This is a genomic window from Lysobacter concretionis Ko07 = DSM 16239 (assembly GCF_000768345.1).
GTDB classification, from domain to species: domain Bacteria; phylum Pseudomonadota; class Gammaproteobacteria; order Xanthomonadales; family Xanthomonadaceae; genus Novilysobacter; species Novilysobacter concretionis.
In genome coordinates this window covers 104,647-124,387 of the sequence record NZ_AVPS01000001.1, presented here as the reverse complement: position 1 = coordinate 124,387, position 19,741 = coordinate 104,647, and the positions used below count along the sequence as shown (strand labels likewise).

Annotated in this window: 15 protein-coding genes; 5 read left to right on the top strand and 10 right to left on the bottom strand. The window is 68.9% G+C overall.

Annotated features, from left to right (window positions below; all coding sequences use genetic code 11):
- Positions 1 to 84 precede the first annotated feature (84 nt).
- On the top strand, positions 85 to 873 hold the full coding sequence (locus N792_RS00495) for a YggS family pyridoxal phosphate-dependent enzyme (protein WP_084105233.1): 789 nt from the start codon (positions 85 to 87) through the stop codon (positions 871 to 873).
- 325 nt (positions 874 to 1,198) lie between these two features.
- Here N792_RS00495 and N792_RS00490 read toward each other — a convergent pair whose 3' ends face one another.
- Complete coding sequence (locus N792_RS00490) at positions 1,199 to 1,867, bottom strand: response regulator transcription factor (RefSeq protein WP_036191456.1); 669 nt, start codon at positions 1,865 to 1,867, stop codon at positions 1,199 to 1,201.
- 77 nt (positions 1,868 to 1,944) lie between these two features.
- Complete coding sequence (gene acs, locus N792_RS00485) at positions 1,945 to 3,897, bottom strand: acetate--CoA ligase (protein WP_036191453.1); 1,953 nt, start codon at positions 3,895 to 3,897, stop codon at positions 1,945 to 1,947.
- Positions 3,898 to 4,074: 177 nt separating this feature from the next.
- On the opposite strand from acs, the gene N792_RS00480 reads away from it, so the two are divergent.
- A complete protein-coding gene (locus tag N792_RS00480) occupies positions 4,075 to 5,448 on the top strand; it encodes a DcaP family trimeric outer membrane transporter (protein ID WP_084105294.1) in 1,374 nt (457 codons plus the stop codon).
- Positions 5,449 to 6,287: 839 nt separating this feature from the next.
- On the opposite strand, the gene N792_RS00475 is transcribed toward N792_RS00480, so the two are convergent.
- From N792_RS00475 to N792_RS00455, 5 genes are all read right to left on the bottom strand, one after another.
- Positions 6,288 to 6,731 carry a universal stress protein gene (locus N792_RS00475; protein WP_036191442.1) on the bottom strand — a complete coding sequence of 148 codons (444 nt, stop codon included), beginning with the start codon at positions 6,729 to 6,731 and terminating at the stop codon, positions 6,288 to 6,290.
- Positions 6,732 to 6,885: 154 nt separating this feature from the next.
- Positions 6,886 to 8,556, bottom strand: coding sequence for a cation acetate symporter (locus N792_RS00470; RefSeq protein WP_036191439.1), 1,671 nt, complete (start codon positions 8,554 to 8,556; stop codon positions 6,886 to 6,888).
- On the bottom strand, positions 8,553 to 8,864 hold the full coding sequence (locus N792_RS00465) for a DUF485 domain-containing protein (protein ID WP_036191436.1): 312 nt from the start codon (positions 8,862 to 8,864) through the stop codon (positions 8,553 to 8,555). Before N792_RS00465 ends, N792_RS00470 begins: the two co-directional genes overlap by 4 nt.
- A 248-nt stretch (positions 8,865 to 9,112) precedes the next feature.
- Entirely contained in the window at positions 9,113 to 9,427 is a 315-nt protein-coding gene (locus N792_RS00460; RefSeq protein ID WP_425478832.1) for an EF-hand domain-containing protein, read from the bottom strand.
- 117 nt (positions 9,428 to 9,544) lie between these two features.
- On the bottom strand, positions 9,545 to 10,729 hold the full coding sequence (locus tag N792_RS00455; protein WP_036191430.1) for a DesA family fatty acid desaturase: 1,185 nt from the start codon (positions 10,727 to 10,729) through the stop codon (positions 9,545 to 9,547).
- 219 nt (positions 10,730 to 10,948) lie between these two features.
- Between N792_RS00455 and mutM the strand changes: the two genes are divergently transcribed.
- Positions 10,949 to 11,761, top strand: coding sequence for a bifunctional DNA-formamidopyrimidine glycosylase/DNA-(apurinic or apyrimidinic site) lyase (gene mutM / locus N792_RS00450; RefSeq protein WP_036191427.1), 813 nt, complete (start codon positions 10,949 to 10,951; stop codon positions 11,759 to 11,761).
- Between the two features lie 45 nt (positions 11,762 to 11,806).
- Here the strand turns inward: mutM and N792_RS00445 are convergent, their stop codons facing one another.
- Positions 11,807 to 13,786, bottom strand: a complete 1,980-nt coding sequence (locus N792_RS00445; protein ID WP_036191424.1) for a UvrD-helicase domain-containing protein — start codon at positions 13,784 to 13,786, stop codon at positions 11,807 to 11,809.
- Between the two features lie 111 nt (positions 13,787 to 13,897).
- Here N792_RS00445 and N792_RS00440 point away from each other — a divergent pair, with 111 nt between their 5' ends.
- Entirely contained in the window at positions 13,898 to 14,668 is a 771-nt protein-coding gene (locus tag N792_RS00440; RefSeq protein ID WP_156969245.1) for an SEL1-like repeat protein, read from the top strand.
- A 145-nt stretch (positions 14,669 to 14,813) separates the two neighbouring features.
- Positions 14,814 to 15,452 (top strand): thymidine kinase, encoded by a 639-nt coding sequence (locus tag N792_RS00435; RefSeq protein WP_036191421.1) that lies wholly within the window; start codon positions 14,814 to 14,816, stop codon positions 15,450 to 15,452.
- A gap of 63 nt (positions 15,453 to 15,515) precedes the next feature.
- Here the strand turns inward: N792_RS00435 and N792_RS00430 are convergent, their stop codons facing one another.
- The gene (locus tag N792_RS00430) at positions 15,516 to 18,371 is read right to left on the bottom strand and encodes a serine/threonine-protein kinase (protein WP_036191418.1); all 2,856 of its coding nucleotides are present in this window, start codon (positions 18,369 to 18,371) and stop codon (positions 15,516 to 15,518) included.
- 85 nt (positions 18,372 to 18,456) lie between these two features.
- Complete coding sequence (locus tag N792_RS00425) at positions 18,457 to 19,029, bottom strand: ECF-type sigma factor (RefSeq protein ID WP_036191415.1); 573 nt, start codon at positions 19,027 to 19,029, stop codon at positions 18,457 to 18,459.
- Positions 19,030 to 19,741 lie beyond the last annotated feature (712 nt).

Genomic DNA, 19,741 nt, shown 5'->3' with positions numbered 1-19,741 from the left:
GTTCCCGCTGCCCGAGGGACCCGACAGTTCGCGCTCAAGCCGGATCGCCTACCCTGTGGCCACGCCCTGCAAACGGATACCCGCATGACCACACCCATCGCTGACCCTGCCGGATCCCGGGCGCAGGATGCCGCCGGCGACTCGATGGCCGCACGGCTGGCGCACATCCGCGGCCGCATGGCGACGGCGGCGCAACGGGCGGGCCGCGATCCCGCCGGGATCGCCCTGCTGCCGGTCAGCAAGACCTTCGGCGAGGCCGCCATCCGCGAGGCGGCCGCGCTGGGCCTGCACCGTCTGGGCGAGAACAAGGTGCAGGAAATGCGCAGCAAGGCCGGGCCGCTGGCCGACTGCGGCATCGACTGGGTGATGATCGGCCACCTGCAGACCAACAAGGCCAGGGACATCGCCCGCATCGCCGCCGAAGTGCAGTCGCTGGACCGGGTCGAATTGGCCGTCGCGCTGGATCGCCGGTTGCAACTCGAAGGCCGAACGATGGACGTGCTGCTGCAGGTCAAGACCTCGACCGAGCCGAGCAAGTACGGCATCGCGCCCGATGAGTTGACGGCGTTCGCCCGACGCATCGCCCGCGAGATGCCCATGCTGCGGGTGCGCGGCCTGATGACGCTGGCGATCAACATGCCGGAACCCGCCGCGGTCCGCGCGTGTTTCCGCACCCTGCGCGAATGGCGCGACCGCCTGCGCGCCGACGCCATCGAAGGCATCGACATGCAGCGCCTGTCGATGGGCATGAGTGGGGATTTCGAGATCGCCATCGAGGAAGGCGCGACCGAGGTCCGAATCGGCACCGCGATCTTCGGCCGTCGGCCGTATGGCGATGATTACTACTGGCCCGAGGGCCCGGCGCGGAAATGAGGTTCTTCTCCCATCCAAGGGGAAAGCGCGACATCTGCGGGGTGGCCGCGGTGCCGGGAGCGAATGCCCTTGTGTGCGAATGTCCCCCGGCACCGATGAAGCCGGTGCCTCCTCCTTTATTTCACACCCAAGGGCATTCGCACCCGTCGTTCCAGCAGGCCCGGCTGCTGGGCTGTCCGCGTACCTCTGCGATCCGAACGCACCGGCGTGACCTGCAGGCCTTCGCGGCGAAGTAAAGGAGGAGGCGTCCGCCGCAGGCGGGGGCCGGGGGACATTCGCCGCGAAGGCCTGCAGGTCGCGCCCCCCCCGACAATGAAGCGGGGAGCTACTCCCCCTCCTCCGGCGGCAGCACGACATTGCCCGGGTCCAGCGCGAGTCGGCCGGCGATGAGCACGGCCTGGGTGCGGTTGTTGGCGCCGAGCTTGCGCAGGATCGCGGTGACGTGGGCCTTGACGGTGGCCTCCGAGACGCCGAGCTCGTAGCCGACCTGCTTGTTCAACAGGCCCGAGCCCAGCATCTGCAGGACGCGGAACTGCTGCGGGGTGAGGTCGCGCAGGCGGCGCGCGGCGTCCTGTTCGTCGGGGTTCGCGGCAGGGGCATGGAAGGCGGCCGGCGGGGCCCAGCGGTCGCCGTCGAGCACGGTGGCGATGGCCTGGCCGAGGGTCGCCGCGTCGGCCGACTTGGGAATGAAGCCGACCGCGCCGTGGTCCAGCGCGCGCCGCATCACCGCCGGTTCCTCGCGCGCGGACACCACCACGACCGGCAGCTGCGGATGCAGTGCGCGCAGGTGCACCAGCGCGCTGAAGCCCTGCGCGCCGGGCATGTTGAGGTCGAGCAGCAGCAGGTCGGCGTCGGACTCCGCTTCCACCAGCGCGTACAGGGCGTCGACGCTGTCGGCCTCGCACAGGCGCGCGCCGGGCATCAGCCGCATGACCACGCCGCGCAGGGCTTCGCGGAACAGCGGGTGGTCGTCGGCGATCAGCAGCGTGGGCATCAATGAACTCCCCCTTCCCCGCAGTGGGGGAAAGGGTAGTGGCGCGGGGGAGGGCGTGCCGGAGTCACGTCGTGCGGTCAGGGGATGTGGCGTTCGCGGACCAGCGAGGCCACCACCGACGGGTCGGCCAGGGTGCTGGTGTCGCCGAGCTGGTCGGGCGCGTTCTCGGCGATCTTGCGCAGGATGCGGCGCATGATCTTGCCCGAGCGGGTCTTCGGCAGCCCCGGCGCCCATTGCAGGAAGTCGATCGCGGCGATTGGGCCGATCTCGGCGCGCACGTGGCGGATCAGTTCGATACGCAGCTCGTCGCTGGCCACCTCGCCGGCGATCAGGGTCACGTAGACGTAGATGCCCTGGCCCTTGATGTCGTGCGGGAAACCTACCACGGCGGCCTCGGCGACCTTGTCGTGCGAGACCAGCGCGCTCTCCACTTCGGCGGTGCCGATGCGGTGGCCGCTGACGTTGATGACGTCGTCGACGCGGCCGGTGATCCAGTAGTCGCCATCGGCGTCGCGGCGGCAGCCGTCGCCGGTGAAATAGGTGCCGGGGTAGGTCCTGAAATAGGTGTCGATGAAGCGCGGGTGGTCGCCGTAGACGCTGCGCGACTGGCCCGGCCAGGAATCGGTGATCACCAGGTTGCCCTCGCCCTCGCCGTCGATGAAGTTGCCGTTGGCATCGACAATCGCCGGCTTGATGCCGAAGAACGGGGTGGTCGCGCAGCCGGGCTTGAGGTCGGTCGCGCCCGGCAGCGGCGAGATCAGGATGCCGCCGTTCTCGGTCTGCCACCAGGTGTCCACGATCGGGCAGCGACCGTCGCCGACGATGTCGTGGTACCAGCGCCAGGCCTCGGGATTGATCGGCTCGCCGACGCTGCCCAGCAGCCGCAGCGATTTGCGCGAGGTCGCCTTGACCGGCTCCTCGCCCTCGCGCATCAGCGCGCGGATCGCGGTCGGCGCGGTGTAGAACGTGGTGACCTGGTGCTTGTCGATGACCTGCCAGAAACGCGAGGGGTCCGGGTAGTTCGGCACGCCCTCGAACACCAGCGAGGTGGCGCCGTTGGCGAGCGGCCCGTAGACGATGTAGCTGTGGCCGGTGACCCAGCCGACGTCGGCGGTGCACCAGTAGACGTCGTCCTCGCGCAGGTCGAACACGGTCTCGTGGGTGTAGCTGGCATACACCAGGTAGCCGCCGGTGGTGTGCAGCACGCCCTTGGGTTTGCCGGTGCTGCCGGAGGTGTAGAGGATGAACAGCGGGTCCTCGGCGTTCATGCGCTCGGGCTCGCACTCGACCGGCTGCTCGTCGACCACGGCGTCGTACCAGCGGTCACGCGGCATCTGCATGTCCACCGCGGCGTGGGTATGGCGCACCACCAGCACGGTCTCGACGCTGTTGGTGCCGGGCAGTTTGAGGGCCGCATCGACGTTGACCTTCAGCGCCACCTTGCGGCCGCCGCGCAGGCCCTCGTCGGCGGTGATGATGAGCTTGCTGCCGCTGTCGGCAACGCGGTCGGCGATCGAGTTGGCCGCGAAGCCGCCGAACACCACCATGTGCACCGCGCCGATGCGCGCGCAGGCCAGCATCGCGATCGCCGCTTCGGGAATCATCGGCAGGTAGATGGTGACCCGGTCGCCCTTGCCCACGCCGAGCGCGCGCAGCGCGTTGGCGAGCTTGCACACGCGCTGGTGCAGCTCGCGATAGCTGATGCGCTGCGCCGGCGCGTCGGGGCTGTCGGGCTCGAAGATCAGCGCGGTCTTGTCGCCGCGGGTGGCCAGGTGCCGGTCCAGGCAGTTGACGCTGACGTTGAGCTCGCCGTCCTCGTACCAGCGGATGCGGAAGTCGGCCAGATCGAAGCTGGTGTTCTTGATCTTCGTCGGCTTCTTCATCCACTCCAGGCGCTCGGCGGTGCGCGCCCAGAACCCGTCCGGATCGCGCAGCGACTCCTCGTACAGGCGATGGTAGTCCTCGCGGTTGACGCGGGCCGTTGCGGCGAAATCGGCCGGTACGGGGTAGATATCCCGGGGCGTGTTCATGGGGGTGCCTCCTGAGCTGTTGGTTCCCCACCGAGTGTGCCGCATCCACCCGCAGGGACGGGTTTAGACCTTGGTCTAAGCGAAGCGGGATGACGGCCGATTGCGAATACGCTCGGGGAAATGGTCGCCGGCAACCTGCCGGCAACCGTACACCCGACGGAAGCCGTGGAGGGAAACATGCCCAGATCCAACCGTGCCGGCACGACCGGCGCATTGCTGCAACGGCGTCGCCGGCCGCTGGCCACCGCGATGCTGCTGGCCCTGATCGCACCGGGACTCGCGCCCGGCCTGGCGCTGGCGCAGACCGATCGCGAACAGGCGCTGGAGGCGCGCGTGGCCGAGCTGGAGCGCGTGGTCGAGCAACTGCTGGCACGGCAGCCCGGCACCGGCATCGCAAGCACGCCGGCACCGCCGCCAGCCGCTGCCCCGCCGGCCGCCGCGCCGGCCACGATCACCCCGCAGGCCAACCCCGGCACCCGCTTCACCGTGGGCGGCATGGTCCGCGTGGACGCGATGGCCACCCACACCACCGACGGCGACATCGCCAAGAGCACTGCCGGCCGCGACTTCTACGTTCCCGGCTCGATCCCGGTCGGCGGCGAAGGCGTCGACACCTACCTCGACAGCCACGCCAAGTTCTCGCGGCTGTGGTTCGACGCCAGCACCGAGCTGGATTCAGGCGACAAGCTCGGTGCCCGCTTCGAGATGGACTTCTTCGGCGGCGCACTCGGCAACACCGCCGCGACCAACACCTACGGCACCACGGTCCGCCACGCCTACCTGACCTGGAACCGGCTGCTGATCGGCCAGACCTGGTCGAACTTCATGGACACCGCGGCGCTGATCGACTCGGTGGATTTTGTCGGCCCGACCGACGCGCTGGTGTTCGTGCGCCAGCCGCAGATCCGCTACACCCACGGTCCGTTTGCGGTGTCGCTGGAGAACCCGGAAACCACGGTGCAACCGGCCGGCGGCGGCGCGCGCGTGATCACCGGCGACAACAGCGTGCCCGACCTCATCGCCCGCTATACGCACAAGGGTGACCGGGGCCACTTCAGCGTTGCCGGCATGGCGCGCCAGCTCAAATACGAGCCGGTCGCGGGCAGTCCCGACAGCACGACCGGTTTCGCCGCCACCGTCAGCGGCCTGGTCAAGCTGGGCGAGCGCACCGACCTGCGCTACCAGGCCACCGGCGGCGAGGGCTTCGGGCGCTACATCGGCCTGGCGACGGTGCAGCAGGACGCCATGGCCGACGCCAGCGGCAACCTCAACGCGCTCGGCGGCTGGGCGGCTTACGCGGGCCTGCGCCACATGTTCAGCCCGGCGCTGCGGGGCAACGTCTTCTACGCCCGCTCGCAGTGGGACAACGACACCGACCTGACCGGCTTCGGCGTCACCCGCCGGGTGCACTCCGCGCACGCCAACCTGATCTGGTCGCCGGTACCCAAGCTCGACCTGGGCATCGAAGCCATCTGGGGCGAGCGCACGCTCGAATCGGGCACCGACGGCGAGCTGATCCGCCTGCACACGATGGCGCGTTACACGTTCTGAACAATCTGCATCACGTGATCGGCCGGGCCCGCGCAGGTGGGTCCGGCTTTTTTGTTCTTCTTCCGCGCGGTGCTGATAGGGCGCCGTGCCGCGGTGCCGACATTCCGCGCATGACTCCGCTACATGCACCCCGCAAGCCGAGCGCCGCCGTGGCCGGGAGGTCTTCGCAGCGAAGTAAAGGAGGAGGCTTCCGCCTGCTGGCGGAAGCCGGGGGACATGAGCGGAGAAGATCTCCCGGCCGCGGCGGAGCCCCTCAGGTCGCATTGAGCTGAAGCGAAGAAGCAGTAACCCTTGATTCCGCCTTCAAGGGCATGGACACCCCTCATGCGGGAATACCCGGTGACCGGGGGAGCAGAGCCGACATTCCGCGCATGACTCCGCTACATGCACCCCGCAAGCCGAGCGCCGCCGTGGCCGGGAGGTCTTCGCAGCGAAGTAGAGGAGGAGGCTTCCACCTGCTGGCGGAAGCCGGGGGACATGAGCGAAGAAGACCTCCCGGCCACGGCGGAGCCCCTCAGGTCGCATTGAGCTGAAGCGAAGAAGCAGTAACCCTTGATTCCGCCTTCAAGGGCATGGACACCCGTCATGCGGGAATACCCGGGGTCCGGGGGAGCAGAGCCCGATATTTCGCGCATGACTGCGCTACATGCACCCCGCAAGCCGAGCGCCGCCGCGGCCGGGAGGTCTTCGCAGCGAAGTAAAGGAGGAGGCTTCCGCCTGCTGGCGGAAGCCGGGGACATGAGCGGAGAAGACCTCCCGGCCGCGGCGGGGCCCCTCAGATCGCCTTGAGATGAGACGAAGAAGTAGTCACCTCTCGTACCTCAGGCCAACCTCGACCCTCAGCGCACCACCAGTACCGGGATCGTGCTGTGGGTGATCACCGCGTTGGTCTGGCTGCCGACCAGCAGCCGATCCAGTCCGCGTCGCCCGTGGCTGGCCATCACGATCAGGTCCACCCCGCGCGCGGTGGCCGTTTCCAGAATCGTTTCGGCCGGATAGCGGTCGGGCACGTAGAGCGTCTGGTGGCGGACGCCGAGTTCGGTGGCGCGCGCACCTGCCGCCGCCAGCACCTCGTCGGCGGCCTTGCGCACATGCGTCCGGTACTCCTCCAGCATGCCGGCCGAACCGCCCCACACCAGGCCGGCGTCCACCGGCGTCCAGCGTTCGGATGCGGTGAGGATGGTCACTTCCGCGTCCAGCGCCGCCGCCAGCCGGAGGCCCTGTTCCAGCCCCTTGCCGGCCAGCTCGGAACCGTCGGTCGCAATTAGTATCTGTTGGTACATGGCTTCATCACTCCTGTTGCTGTTTCCGATAACGCAATCTGTCGCCGCCATCGACCTTCCTTGTCGGCCAACACGTATTACGGCGGCGTCATCACCCGGGCACCGGGCGAGCCATCGGCCCGCCCGGTGCCCGTCGATCACTGCTCCAGCCGCATCAGTGATCGCTCGCCGACGTCGCACCGATGCCGGTCTCGCTGCGCACCCGCAGTGCATCGAACGCCGCCCGCTCCCGGTCGGCGCGTGCACTGCGGTCGGTCACCGAAAACAGCCAGATCGCGATGAACGCCAACGGGATCGACAGGATGCCCGGGTTCGGGAACGGCACGATCGGCGCGGCGAAGCCGAACACGTCCACCCACACCGTCTTGCTCAGCGTCACCCATGCCGTGGCCACCGCCAGACCGATGAAGCCGCCGATGGTCGCGCCGCGGGTGGTGCAGCCGCGCCAGGCGATCGACAGCACCAGCACCGGGAAGTTGGCGCTGGCCGCGATCGCGAACGCCAGCCCGACCATGAACGCCACGTTCTGGTTCTCGAACACGATGCCCAGCAGGATCGCGATCACGCCCAGGGTGACGGTGGAGATGCGCGAGATCTTCATCTGCTGCTTCTCCGTGGCCCGGCCGCGTGCGAACACGTTGGCGTACAGGTCGTGCGAGATCGCCGCCGCACCCGCCAGCGTCAGGCCGGCCACCACCGCCACGATGGTGGCGAAGGTCACCGCCGCCAGGAAGCCCAGCAACAGGCTGCCGCCGACCGCATTGGCCAGGTGCACCGCGACCATGTTGGTGCCGCCGACCAGGCCGTGGATGAGGTCGATGCTGCCGTCGGGACCGGCCTGGAAGAACTCCGGGTGCTGCCATAGCAGCGCGATGCCGCCGAAGCCGATGATGAAGGTCAGCAGGTAGAAGTAGCCGATGAACGAGCTGGCCCAGATCACCGACTTGCGCGCTTCCTTGGCATTGGGAACGGTGAAGAAACGCATCAGGATGTGCGGCAGGCCGGCGGTACCGAACGCCAGCGCCAGGCCCAGTGACAGCGCGTTGAGCGGGTTGCCGCTGACCTGCGAGCCCGGCGCCATGATCGACAGCCCGGTCGGGTGCACGCGCACGGCTTCGGCGAGCATCGCATCGGGATTGAACTGGAACGCCTTCAGCACCAGGAACGCCATCAGCGTCGCGCCGATCAGCATCAGCACCGCCTTGATGATCTGCACCCAGGTGGTCGCGGTCATGCCGCCGAAAGCCACGTACATGATCATCAACACCCCGACGATGACCACCGCCAGCTCGTAGCGGATGCCGAACAGCAGCACGATCAACTTGCCCGCACCGACCATCTGCGCGATCAGGTACAGCGCGATCACCAGCAGCGACGCACTGGCCGCCAGCAGACGCAGCGGCGTCTCCGACAGGCGGTACGAGGTCACGTCGGCGAAGTTGTAGCGCCCCAGGTTCCGCAGCCGCTCGGCGATCAGGAACATCACCACCGGCCAGCCGAACAGGAAGCCGATCGCGTAGATCATGCCGTCGAAACCGCTGACGTAGACCATGCCGGCGATGCCCAGGAACGACGCCGCCGAGAGATAGTCGCCGGCGATCGCCAGTCCGTTCTGGAAGCCGGTGATGCCGCCGCCGGCGGTGTAGAAGTCGGACGTGGTCTTGGTGCGCTTGGCCGCCCACCAGGTGATGAACATGGTGCCGACGATGAACACCAGGAACATGACGATGGCCGACGCGTTGGCCTGCCCCGGCGCCTGGGCGAGCGCCGGCAGCGGCAGCAGGGCCGCGAGCAGGGCGGCGGGAGCCACAATGCCGGCCCTCATTTCACGTCCCTCACGATGGCCGCGATCAGCGGATCGAAGTGCTTGTTGGACAGGTGCACGAACGCGGCGATCATCACCACCGCGCTGACGGCCACCAGAACGGCGGCCAGCACGCCCACGCTCATGGTGAAGCCTGCGCCGATGGGTTGGGCGAACACCTCCGGCCAATAGGCCAGGGTCAGGATGAAGCCGGCATACACCACCAGCATCAGCACGAAGTAGCCGACGCTGGCGCGACCGCGGCGCCTCGTCAGTTCCTGGTATTTGGGGTGCGCGAGCACCCGTTCGACCACGTCGTTCGCCTGCATTGCACGTCCTCCACGATGGGTGTCCGCTGCCGGTATCGGGCTGGCGAAGGAGCGCCATTCGGCCGGCCGGGAGCGGTTGTCATCCGAATGTAGGAGGTGCCCACCGGGGCGGACAGACGACTTTGGTAGTAGACGCACGGCACGCGGGTAAAGCCTGCGTGGACCCAGGGTTGGGCGCGGCGCTCCCGCAGCCGCGGCAACCGCGAAGCGTGCAGAAGGGAGCGCAACAGCGCTGCGGGGACTGCCGGCTATTGCGGCGGCGCGGCCAGCTCGGCGGCTCCCAGGAAACCGTCGCCGTCGGTGTCCTGACGGTGGAAACGGTCGGTCAGGCGGGCCCGATGCTGGCTGCGGCCGATCGGCTTGCCCTTGCCGCCGGGCTGCTCGGCCGGGCTCAGCACGCCGTCGCCGTCGGCATCCATCTGATCGAATGCGTAGCCCATCCATGCCAGGTATTCGTCCAGCGAGACGCGGCCATCGCCATCGCTGTCCATGCGCTGCAGGTAGTCGCGGGTCGTCTCCACCCGCGACTGTGCCGCTGCCGGCGCGGACACGGCGACAAACATCGGCAGCACGAGCAACAACAGCAACGGCATGGCACGCATCGGCGATGACTCCTGCGACAGGCGGGCAGACAAAAGGGGCGTCGCCGCCCCTCTGTCCGGATCAGGTCCTGCGGACACTCAGGCCCGCGCGGGCACCAGGGTGTAGCCCTTCATGCGCGCGGAGAACTGCTGCAGCGCCTGGTTGCCGGTGGCCTCGGCCTCCACGCACCAGTCGTGCAGCTTCTGCAGCGTGGCCTGGGCGTCGTGCGAACGGTCGTCCAGCACCTGCTGCAGGCGCTGGCGGTACTCGGCCAGAGTCGCCATGTGCGGACGCTCGGCCAGCCAGGCCTGCAGTCGCGCGCGCTTGGCGTCGTCCAGCCAGCGGCCGCCGTCGGCCAGGCCCTTGCGCAACTTGCGCGGCAACTTGTCGTCGCTGGCACGCAACGTGGGCAGGGTGACCTTGCGGTAGTAGTCGGTCATCGCCTGGAAGCGGATCGCCAGCAATGCCTTCAGGGTCTCGCGGTCCGGCATGGCGATGTTCGGCCGCACGTCCAGGGTCGGCGCCACGCGCAGCACCTTCGCCAGACGCATCGCCTGCAGCACCCGGATCACGCTCCAGCCGATGTCGAACTCGAACCGGCGCAGGGCGAACTTGGCCGAGCTGGGGAAGGCGTGGTGGTTGTTGTGCAACTCCTCGCCGCCGATCCAGAACGCCCACGGCGTCAGGTTGGTCGCCTTGTCGGTGGTCTCGAAGTTGCGGTAGCCCCACCAGTGGCCCAGGCCGTTGACCACGCCGGCGGCCCAGAACGGGATCCACAGCATCTGGATCGCCCAGACCGCCACGCCGGCGAAACCGAACAGGCCGAAGCTGATGAACAGCAGCAGCACCGGCCCGAGGGTCGCGTGCGGGGTGTACAGGTGCCGCTCGATCCAGTCGTCCGGGCAGCCCTTGCCGTATTTCTCGATCGAGGCGCGGTCGCTGCGGGCCTCGCGGTACAGCTCCACGCCCTGCCAGAACACCTTGCCGATGCCACGGGTGACCGGGCTGTGCGGGTCGTCCTCGGTCTCACACATCGCGTGGTGCTTGCGGTGGATGGCCACCCACTCGCGGGTGATCATCGAGGTGGTCAGCCAGGTCCAGAAACGGAAGAAGTGGTTGATCACCGGATGGAAGTCGACACCGCGATGGGTCATCGAGCGGTGCAGGTACAGGGTGACGGCGAAAATGGTCAGCTGGGTGGTCACCAGCAGGTAGACGACCAACGCGCCAAAGCCGGCCTGCAGCAGGCCGCCGGCGAGAAAGTCGAACAGGGAAACGGGCATTACTTGACTCCGGGGAGTGCGGACTGCGTACACGGAGTCCACAAAACAGGGCGGGCCGAACGACCCGATCGCACCACCGATAATGCCACGCGTCTCCACCTCATGCCTGGCCGGGTGCACGGCCGTGATGCCTTCGCTCAGCGATGTGAACAAGCGTGGCTGAACCGCAGGAACCCCGGCAGAGCGTTGCGTAAACCAGCGCCCCGGTAGACTGCCGCGATGCCCGAACTGCCCGAAATCGAGACCACCCGGGCCGGCCTCGCCCCCCACCTGACCGGCCGCCGGGTGGTGTCGGCGACCCTGCGCCGGGACAGCCTGCGCTGGCCGATCGCCGGCGAGATCAGCACCGTGCTGCCGGGCCAGCGGATCGACGCGGTGCGCCGCCGGGCCAAGTACCTGCTGCTCGATACCGCCGCCGGCAGCGCGCTGCTGCACCTGGGCATGTCGGGCAGCCTGCGGGTACTGCCGGCCGACTCGCCGGTGCGGCCGCACGACCACGTCGATATCGCGATCGACGATGGCCGCGTGTTGCGCATGCACGACCCGCGCCGCTTCGGCTGCCTGCTGTGGCAGCCGCCGGGAACGGTGCACCCGCTGCTGGCCTCGCTCGGGCCGGAACCGCTGTCGGACGACTTCGATGGCGATTACCTGTTTGCGCTCAGCCGCGGCCGCCGCGCGCCGGTCAAGAACTTCCTGATGGACCAGTCGGTGGTGGTCGGGGTGGGCAACATCTATGTCGCCGAGGCCCTGTTCGCCGCCGGCATCTCGCCGCTGCGTGCGGCCGGCAATATCGGCCGCGAGCGTTACCGGCGGCTCGCCACGCAGATCAGGCAGGTGCTGGCCGCCGCGATCCTGCAAGGCGGCACCACCTTGCGCGACTTCATCAGCCCCGACGGCAACGCCGGCTACTTCGTGCAGGAACTGTCGGTCTACGGCCGTGGCGGCGAGCCCTGCCCCCGCTGCGGCCGGCCCTTGAAACAGGCCTCGATCGGCCAGCGCACCAGCGTCTGGTGCCCGGGCTGCCAGCGTTGATCGAGCACGGACCAGTCAGCCCCGGCGGTGTTCCGGCAGCCGATATCACTCATCCAGCAGCGCCCGGATGGCGGCCAATCCCGCCGCCGCACGCTCCTGCTTCCGGGCCGCGTCGGCAACCGGGTCGGCGCCGTCGCGCTGGATCTCGGCGGCGGGCAGTTCATCGAGGAAACGGCTGGGTTTGAGCCGGATCGTGTCGCCCCACTTCTGCGCTTTCTTCGAGTACGACAGCCACAGCTGTTCCTTGGCGCGGGTGATGCCGACGTACAGCAGCCGGCGCTCTTCCTCGATGCTGCCTTCGTCGATGCTGGCTTCGTGCGGCAGGGTGCCGTCCTCGACGCCGACGATGAAGACGTAGCGGAATTCCAGGCCCTTCGCGCCGTGCAGGCTCATCAGCCGGACCTGGTTGCCGGCCTCGCCCTTGTCGGCGTGCGAGAGCAGGGCCAGCTGCGCGGCGAGCTCGCCCGGGCCGGCGCCCTTGCCACCGTCGAACCAGTCGGCCAGTTCTTCCAGATTGGCCTTGCGGCGCTGGAAGCCGGCTTCGTCCTTGCATTGGGCGCGGATCGAGGCCAGCAGGCCGGACTTGTCGGCCAGCGTGCGCACCAGCTCGGCCGGGGTCAGGCGGCGGGCATCGTTGCGCAGGCCGCGCACGATGCCGACGAAGTTGTCGAGCGCGTTGCCGGCACGCGGCGGCAGCTGCTTCAGTGCGCCGACCGATTCGGCGGCGCGCGACATCGGCATGCCGGCACGCTGGGCCAGTTCGCCCAGTCTGGACAAGGTGGTTGCGCCGACCTCACGCTTGGGCGAGGTCACCGCACGCAGGAAAGCCGCATCGTCGTCGGGGTTGGCGATCAGGCGCAGCCACGACAGCGCGTCCTTGACCTCACCGCGTTCCAGGAACGCGGTGCCGCCGGTCAGGTGATACGGCACGCGCACCAGTTGCAGTGCCTTTTCCAGCGCGCGGGACTGGAAGTTGCCGCGGAACAGGATGCAGAAATCGCTCCACGGCGCCTGTCGGGCGGTGGCGATGAACTGGATTTCCGCGGCGACCTTTTCCGCCTCGTGCGCGCTGTCGCGGCATTCCCAGATGCGGATGCGCTCGCCGTCGGCCTGCTCGCTCCACAGGGTCTTGAGATGGGTATGCGGGTTGTTGGCGATCAGCGCGTTGGCGGTGCGCAGCACCCGGTTGGAGCAGCGGTAGTTCTGCTCCAGCTTGATCACGCGCAGGTCCGGGTAGTCGGTGCCCAGCGACAGCAGGTTGTCGGGGTTCGCGCCGCGCCAGGCGTAGATCGACTGGTCGTCATCGCCCACGCAGGTGAACAGTCCGCGCGGACCGGCGATGGCCTTGAGCAGCCGGTACTGGGCGTCGTTGGTGTCCTGGCACTCGTCCACCAGCAGGTAGCCGATGCGCTCGCGCCAGCCCAGCGCGCAGTCCTCGTCGGATTCCAGCAACTGCACCGGCAGCCGGATCAGATCGTCGAAATCGACCGCGTTGAAGGTGCCGAGCCGCGCCTGGTACAGCGCGTACACGGTTGCCGCCTCGATCTCGCGCGCGGTGCGCGCCTCGGCCATCGCCTGCTCGGGCGACAGTCCGGCGTTCTTCGCCCGCGAGATCAGGTTGCGCATCGCGTCTAGCGCATCGGGCTTGGTGCCGGTGCCGAGCAGGTCCTTGATCTGCGCCGCGCTGTCGTCGCTGTCGAAGATCGAGAAGCCGCGGCGCAGGCCGAGCTTGGCGTGCTCGATCTGCAGGAAACGCAGGCCCAGCGCATGGAAGGTCGAGATGGTCAGCCCTTCCGCCCCGTCGCCGCGGATGCGCTTGGCAACGCGCTCGCGCATCTCCTTGGCGGACTTGTTGGTGAAGGTGATCGCCGCGATGCGCCTGGCCGGCATGCGGCCGGAGGCGATCAGGTGCGCGATCTTCTCGACGATCACCCGGGTCTTGCCGCTGCCGGCACCGGCAAGCACCAGCAGGGGGCCGTCGGTGTGCTCGACGGCAGCGCGTTGGGGAGGGTTGAGGCCGTGCATGGGAGGACCATTGCCGCAAGACGAACGGGCCGGGCAGTCTACCCGCCGCTTCCGTGTCCAGCGGGTATTCTCGACGCCACGATCCATCGACGGTTTTGGGGAATGCGGCGCATGTTGAAGTCGGTCTTGCTGGGTGCGGCACTGGCGTCCTGCCTTTCGGTCGCGGTGGCTGCGGATACGCGCCCGCTGCAGGATCCGACGGCGGACCCGTTGATGCTGTCGGCCGGTTTCCTGGCCGCGCACCCCGACCTGCAGAACCGGATGCGGGGGCTGGAGGCATACGAGGCGGGGCACTACGAGGAGGCGCTGAAATACTATCGGCGCGCCGCGTACTACGCCGACAAGGCGTCCCAGGCGATGGTCGCCGAGATGCTGTGGAAGGGTGAGGGCGTCACCCGGGATCCGGCGCTGGCCTACGCATGGATGGATCTGGCGGCCGAGCGCGGCTACCGCGGGTTCCTGCGGTTCCGCGAGCAGTACTGGCAGGCGCTGGAGGAGGGCGACCGCGAACGCGCGCTGGACGAAGGCCGGGCGATCTATGCACGTTATGGCGACGCCGCCGCCAAGCCGCGCATCGCCGCCGTGCTGCGCCGTGCGCTCAGCCAGACCACCGGCAGCCGGCTGGGCTCCGTCGGTTCGCTCAAGATCACCGTGCCCGGACCGGGCGGCGTGCCGCTGACGATCGACGGCTCGACGTTCTACGACCCGCGCTACTGGGACCCGAAGCAGTATGCCCAGTGGCACGACCGGGTCTGGATGGACCCGCGGGTGGGACGGGTCGAGGTGGGCGAAACGGAGACCGTGCGGGGTGGGGCTGCAGCGGTTGCGCCAACGGCTCCGGAAGCCGACAAGCCTGACCCGGCGGTGGATTCCCCACAGTAGGGAAGCCTGGGTTTACCGCCGAGGCCCGCAAGGTCCATGGCAGTTGCCCGCAACAAAAGATCGGGTTGCCCAGGCTCCGCGGATCTACTCCCCCGGTCCCCTGCCGGCAGTGTCGTCGGCAGGGGGCAGCACCTAAACTGCCCGCATGGCGAAGCTCTATTTCTATTATTCGGCGATGAACGCCGGCAAGACCACCACACTGCTGCAGTCCGCGCACAACTACCGCGAGCGCGGGATGCGGGTGGCGATCCTGGCGCCGCGGCTGGACGACCGCGCCGGCAGCGGTACGGTGGCATCGCGCATCGGCCTGAGCGCGCCGGCGATCGCGTTCGATCCGCGGCAGGACCTGCAGGCGCTGGTGGCGGCCGATATCGCCGCCCACGGCGCGCTGCATTGCGTGCTGGTGGACGAGGCGCAGTTCCTGCACAAGGCGCAGGTGTGGCAGCTGACCGAGGTGGTCGATGCGTTCCACATTCCGGTGCTGTGCTACGGCCTGCGCACGGATTTCCGTGGCGAGCTGTTCGAGGGCAGCCAGTACCTGCTGGCCTGGGCCGACGAGATCAGCGAGATCAAGACGATCTGCCACAGCGGCAGCAAGGCGACCATGACGGTACGGGTCGATGGGCAGGGCCGGGCGGTGCGCGACGGACCGCAGGTCGAGATCGGCGGCAACGAGCGCTATCTGTCGGTATCGCGCGCCGAGTACAAGAAGGTCACCCGCGGCGAGGGCCGGATCGAGCCGCAACAACCCCTGCTGCCGCTGGGGCCTGCCGCCAAGGCCTGATCGAGGGGACTACCGGGCCGGAGAACGCCCGGGCGGGGCTGCCGGCCAAGGCTCCCGGGCGGCTCACCGGCGCGCCAGCGGTCGGCCGGGGAGGCCCGGCACATCGCAACCGGCACGGATGACATCCACCTCGCGGCGTACCGCACCGCCTTCGGGACGCGCCTGCCGCAGGGTGTCGTCGAGCAGTTGCAGTTGCTGCACCGCTTCGGGTCGGCCTGGGCCGTGGCAGCGTAACTGCGCCGCATAGGCGCGCGCGCGCCAGGTGGTCTCGCGCAATTCGATGCGGCTGTCCGGCAACCGTCCCAGCACGTCCAGTTGCGACAAGCCGTCCACCGCCAGCGGCTGGCCGGCGAGGTGGTTGGCGCGGTGGTACGCCAGTGCGAGCTCGGCCTGGCGGGTTTGCGGATCGTCGGCGCCGCGTTCGCGACGCAGCTGTTCCAAGGCGTGCTGCAGGTGCAGCGCACCGTCTTCGTTCCGGCCCAGGGCAATCTCGACCTCGCCCAGCAGGCGGTCCGCTTCACCGGCGCGCGCGTAGGCAGCGCCGCCTTGCGCCAGTGCGCGTACCTCCAGCAGCAACGGGCGCGCGCGGGCATCCTGCCCACTGGCATGCAGGACGGCGGCCAGATCCAGCAGCGCATCGGCGACGGCCGTCGGCTGCGCGCGATCGCGGCGGATACGGACGACATGCTGCAGCGCGGCCAGTGCGGCAGGGGTGTCGCCGAGTTCCCACTCGACCTGCCCCAGCGCGCGATAGGTGTCGGCCAGTTCGGCGTGGTCCGGGCCGAGCCGCTGGCTGAGGAGGCGCTGGCTTTCGCGCAGGTCGGTCGCCGCCTCGGCGTAAAGCCCCTGCTCGGCCTGCAGCGTGGTGAGTTGGCGCTGTACCGCCAGGGTGGTCGGGTGCTGCGGGCCGTGGACTTCGCGGGTGACGGCCAACGCGATGCCGAGCTCCTGCGTGGCCCGGTCGAGTCGGCCTTGGGCGCGATGCAAGTGGCCAAGATTGCGGTGGATGTCGATCAGCAACGGATGGCGGTCGCCGGCTTCGCGTTGCAGCCGGTCGCGCGCGGCGGAGAACTCCCGAAGCGCGGTGGGCGTGTCGTTGGCATCCGCATGCAGGCCGGCGAGGTCCATCAGGTTCTCGACCACGCCCACTGCGCTGCCACCCCCCTCGCGACGGAGTGCCAGGGACCGTTCGAACAGCTGGCGGGCCCCCTGGCGCTCGCCCTGGGCGCGTCGGCAGCGGCCGAGCTGGGAGTAGAACTCGGTGACCTGCGGCGGCAGTTGAGCCTGTTCATGGCGGGCGCGCTCCAGTGCCGGCTGCATCAGCGCGATGCAGCCGGCGGCGTCGCCAAGCAGGCGTGCGACGCGGCCGCGCTGGGTCAGCGATTCCAGCTGCAGGCTGGCGGGTGCGTCGCCGCTGAGCTGGATCAATCGCGCCTGCTGGTCGAGCAGGGTGCGGGCCTCGGGGTAGTCGCCCAGCCCCGTGCGCAACCGGGCCACGACGCCGAGAACCTCGGCCAGCGCGCGGGGTTGGCGGACGAGCTCGCGCTGGCCGCGTTCCACCGATATCGACAGCAGGTCACGCAGGTTCATCGGCTCGCCGTCGCGGGTACCGCCGGCACCCTCGAACACGCCGACCATGAACGCCTGCATGGCCTGCGCGCGCGCCGCCTCGTTCACGGCCTCGCGTGCCTGCCACGCGACGATCGTCAACGCGGCGGTCAGCACCAGCGCGGTGAGGGTGCCGGTCGCCAGCGGCCAGCGGTGCCGGCTGAGGAACTTGCGCAGCCGGTAACCCCAGCTTTGCGGGCGTGCCCGCACCGGCCGCCCGCTGGCGTAACGCAACAGGTCCTGGGTCAGTGCTTCCACCGAGGGATAGCGGTGTTCGGGACGCTTGGACAGCGTCTTCAGCACGATGTTGTCCAGGTCGCCGGCCAGCGTCCGCGCGCGCCGGCGCCGGATCGCGGTCTCGTGGTGGCTGCGGGTGGTGGTGCCGGTCTGCTGCAGCATCGCCTGGGATGGCCGGGCCGGATCGTGGTGCAGAATCGCCTCCTCCCACGCCGCGTCGCTGTCGCGTTTGAGCCGATAGGGCTTGGCGTCGGCCAGCAACTCGTACAGCACCACGCCGAGCGAATAGACGTCGGTCATCGTGGTCACCGGTTCGCCGCGGATCTGTTCGGGCGCGGCGTAATGCAGGGTGAAAGCGCGGGTTCCGGTGCGGGTGCGCTCGGGCGCGATGTCGCTGTCGAGCAGCTTGGCGATGCCGAAATCGAGCAGGCGCACGTCGCCGGCCGGGGTCACCAGGATGTTGGACGGCTTGAGGTCGCGATGGACGATCAGGTTGGCGTGGGCGTGGCTGACCGCCGCGCAGATCTGCTCGAACATCCGCAGCCGGTCCGTCAGCGACGTGTTGCGGTCGCGGCAGTAGTCGGTGATCGGCGCGCCGTCGACGTATTCCAGCGCGAGGTAGGGCAGGCCGTCGGCGCTGATGCCGGCATCCAGCAGGCGGGCGATGTGCGGGTGGGCGAGGCGCGCCAGGATCTGCCGCTCGCGGGTGAAGCGCAGGCGCAGGTTGGTGTCGGCCAGACCTGGCCGCAGCAGCTTCAGCCCGACCCGACGCTGGTACAGGCCGTCGGCGCGGCTGGCCAGCCAGACCTGGCCCATACCGCCTTCGCCGAGCAGGTGCTCCAGCCGGTACGGACCGACCTGGCTGCCCGGCAGGACGCCGTGGTGGTGTGCGACGACGGGCTCGGCGAGGAAGTCCTCCTGCGCCTCGTCGAGGGCGATCAGCGCTTCAAGCTCGTCCGCCAGCGCCGCATCATCGGCCCGCAACGCCTGCAGGCGGGCCGCCCGTGCGGCGGCATCCCGCTCGAACAGCTCGTCCAGCAATGGTGACAGTTGCTGCCAGCGTGCCGGGTCCATGTTCAGAAGGCCGTCGGGGGGCGAATCGCTGTCATGGGGAAGCTCCGTTGGCGCCCGACCGGCGACGATCCGCAGGACCGGCCGGTCAGGTTTCCGATTCGTCGCGCAGCGAGGCCAGCAGGAACATCCGCGCCTTCTGCCAGTCGCGCCGGATGCTGCGTTCGGAACGTTCCAGCAGTGCGGAAATTTCCAGTTCGGACAGGCCGCCGAAGTAGCGCAGCTCCACGACATGGGCCAGCCGTGCGTCGACCGCGGCCAGCTTGGTCAGGGCGATGTCGAGTGCGAGCATGTCGTCGTCCAGCCGCAGCCCGCCTTCCAGGTCCTCGGGCAGGTCGGTGACCCGGTGCAGGTCGCCCCCGCGCTTCTGGGCCAGCCGCTGGCGGGCGTAGTCGACCACCACCGAGCGCATCGCCGAGGCGGCATAGGCGAAAAAATGCGCGCGGTCGTCGAACTTCGCCTCGCGCTTGCCCGACAGTTTCAGGTAGGCCTCGTGCACCAGCGCGGTGGCGTCCAGGGTCTGCCCGCGCTGGCCGGCGAGCTGGCGTCGGGCCAGGGTGTGCAACTCCTGGTAGAGCGTGGCCAGCACGTTGTCGAGCGCGCCCCGGTCGCCGTTGCGCGCCTCGTCGAGAAGTTGGGTGATGTCGCCACTGTCGGCCATCGTGCTCGCCCCGGTGCGGTTCCCGACTATAGCGCGTCGGTACGGAGAGGCAACGCGGATTTCCCGCCCTTGCAGCGTCAGGAAAATCCGGTGGCGGGGGTTGGGCAAGAGCGGTCTGGAAGAGATGTCTTCCCGCCCGGGCGATGGGAATCCGGGCTTCTTTGCTGAGGTCTGCCACTGCCTGTCTGGCCAAAGTCCTCCGCCTCGGGGCACCACGCTAAGCCTCAGACCGGCCCGTTTGTCGACGAATTACGCCCCGCCGGGATCCAGCGCGATGGCGTCGCCGAAGCGGCCCGGAAGCGGGTGCGTGCGGCGGCCGGACGGCCGCAATCCGGGCGCTTCCGGCTACCTGACGCTCTGCGCCACATCGTGATGCAGCGCACAATTCCAAAGTGACGTTATTTGTCATGAAAGCTCGAAACGGCGGGCTTTCAAGCTCTTGTCGCGAACGATTGTGACTAAATACGTCACGCATATGTTCACGTCCCGGTCAGATTCTGTGTTATCGCTAACGGCAATGCGGCCGCAGTTCCATCGCGGTCGCACGCACTTCGGCGGCTCCCCCGGTTCGTGCCTGGCGCTCCATCCGGCACGGGCCATCCAGCTCCGCTGTTCCGGCTCTGCGAGTCGGAAATCCAGGGGATCGGGGACGGAGGTGTGACTCGGGGGGCATTGCCGACCTGCTCGGCAGTGCTCCGAATGGAAACGCAGA

Bases quoted from the DNA above. Each gene is read 5' to 3' on its own strand.
- N792_RS00495 (WP_084105233.1), top strand. From the start codon at position 85: ATGACCACACCCATCGCTGACCCTGCCGGATCCCGGGCGCAGGATGCC.
- N792_RS00490 (WP_036191456.1), bottom strand. From the start codon at position 1,867: ATGCCCACGCTGCTGATCGCCGACGACCACCCGCTGTTCCGCGAAGCC.
- acs (WP_036191453.1), bottom strand. From the start codon at position 3,897: ATGAACACGCCCCGGGATATCTACCCCGTACCGGCCGATTTCGCCGCA.
- N792_RS00480 (WP_084105294.1), top strand. From the start codon at position 4,075: ATGCCCAGATCCAACCGTGCCGGCACGACCGGCGCATTGCTGCAACGG.
- N792_RS00475 (WP_036191442.1), bottom strand. From the start codon at position 6,731: ATGTACCAACAGATACTAATTGCGACCGACGGTTCCGAGCTGGCCGGC.
- N792_RS00470 (WP_036191439.1), bottom strand. From the start codon at position 8,556: ATGAGGGCCGGCATTGTGGCTCCCGCCGCCCTGCTCGCGGCCCTGCTG.
- N792_RS00465 (WP_036191436.1), bottom strand. From the start codon at position 8,864: ATGCAGGCGAACGACGTGGTCGAACGGGTGCTCGCGCACCCCAAATAC.
- N792_RS00460 (WP_425478832.1), bottom strand. From the start codon at position 9,427: ATGTTTGTCGCCGTGTCCGCGCCGGCAGCGGCACAGTCGCGGGTGGAG.
- N792_RS00455 (WP_036191430.1), bottom strand. From the start codon at position 10,729: ATGCCCGTTTCCCTGTTCGACTTTCTCGCCGGCGGCCTGCTGCAGGCC.
- mutM (WP_036191427.1), top strand. From the start codon at position 10,949: ATGCCCGAACTGCCCGAAATCGAGACCACCCGGGCCGGCCTCGCCCCC.
- N792_RS00445 (WP_036191424.1), bottom strand. From the start codon at position 13,786: ATGCACGGCCTCAACCCTCCCCAACGCGCTGCCGTCGAGCACACCGAC.
- N792_RS00440 (WP_156969245.1), top strand. From the start codon at position 13,898: ATGTTGAAGTCGGTCTTGCTGGGTGCGGCACTGGCGTCCTGCCTTTCG.
- N792_RS00435 (WP_036191421.1), top strand. From the start codon at position 14,814: ATGGCGAAGCTCTATTTCTATTATTCGGCGATGAACGCCGGCAAGACC.
- N792_RS00430 (WP_036191418.1), bottom strand. From the start codon at position 18,371: ATGGACCCGGCACGCTGGCAGCAACTGTCACCATTGCTGGACGAGCTG.
- N792_RS00425 (WP_036191415.1), bottom strand. From the start codon at position 19,029: ATGGCCGACAGTGGCGACATCACCCAACTTCTCGACGAGGCGCGCAAC.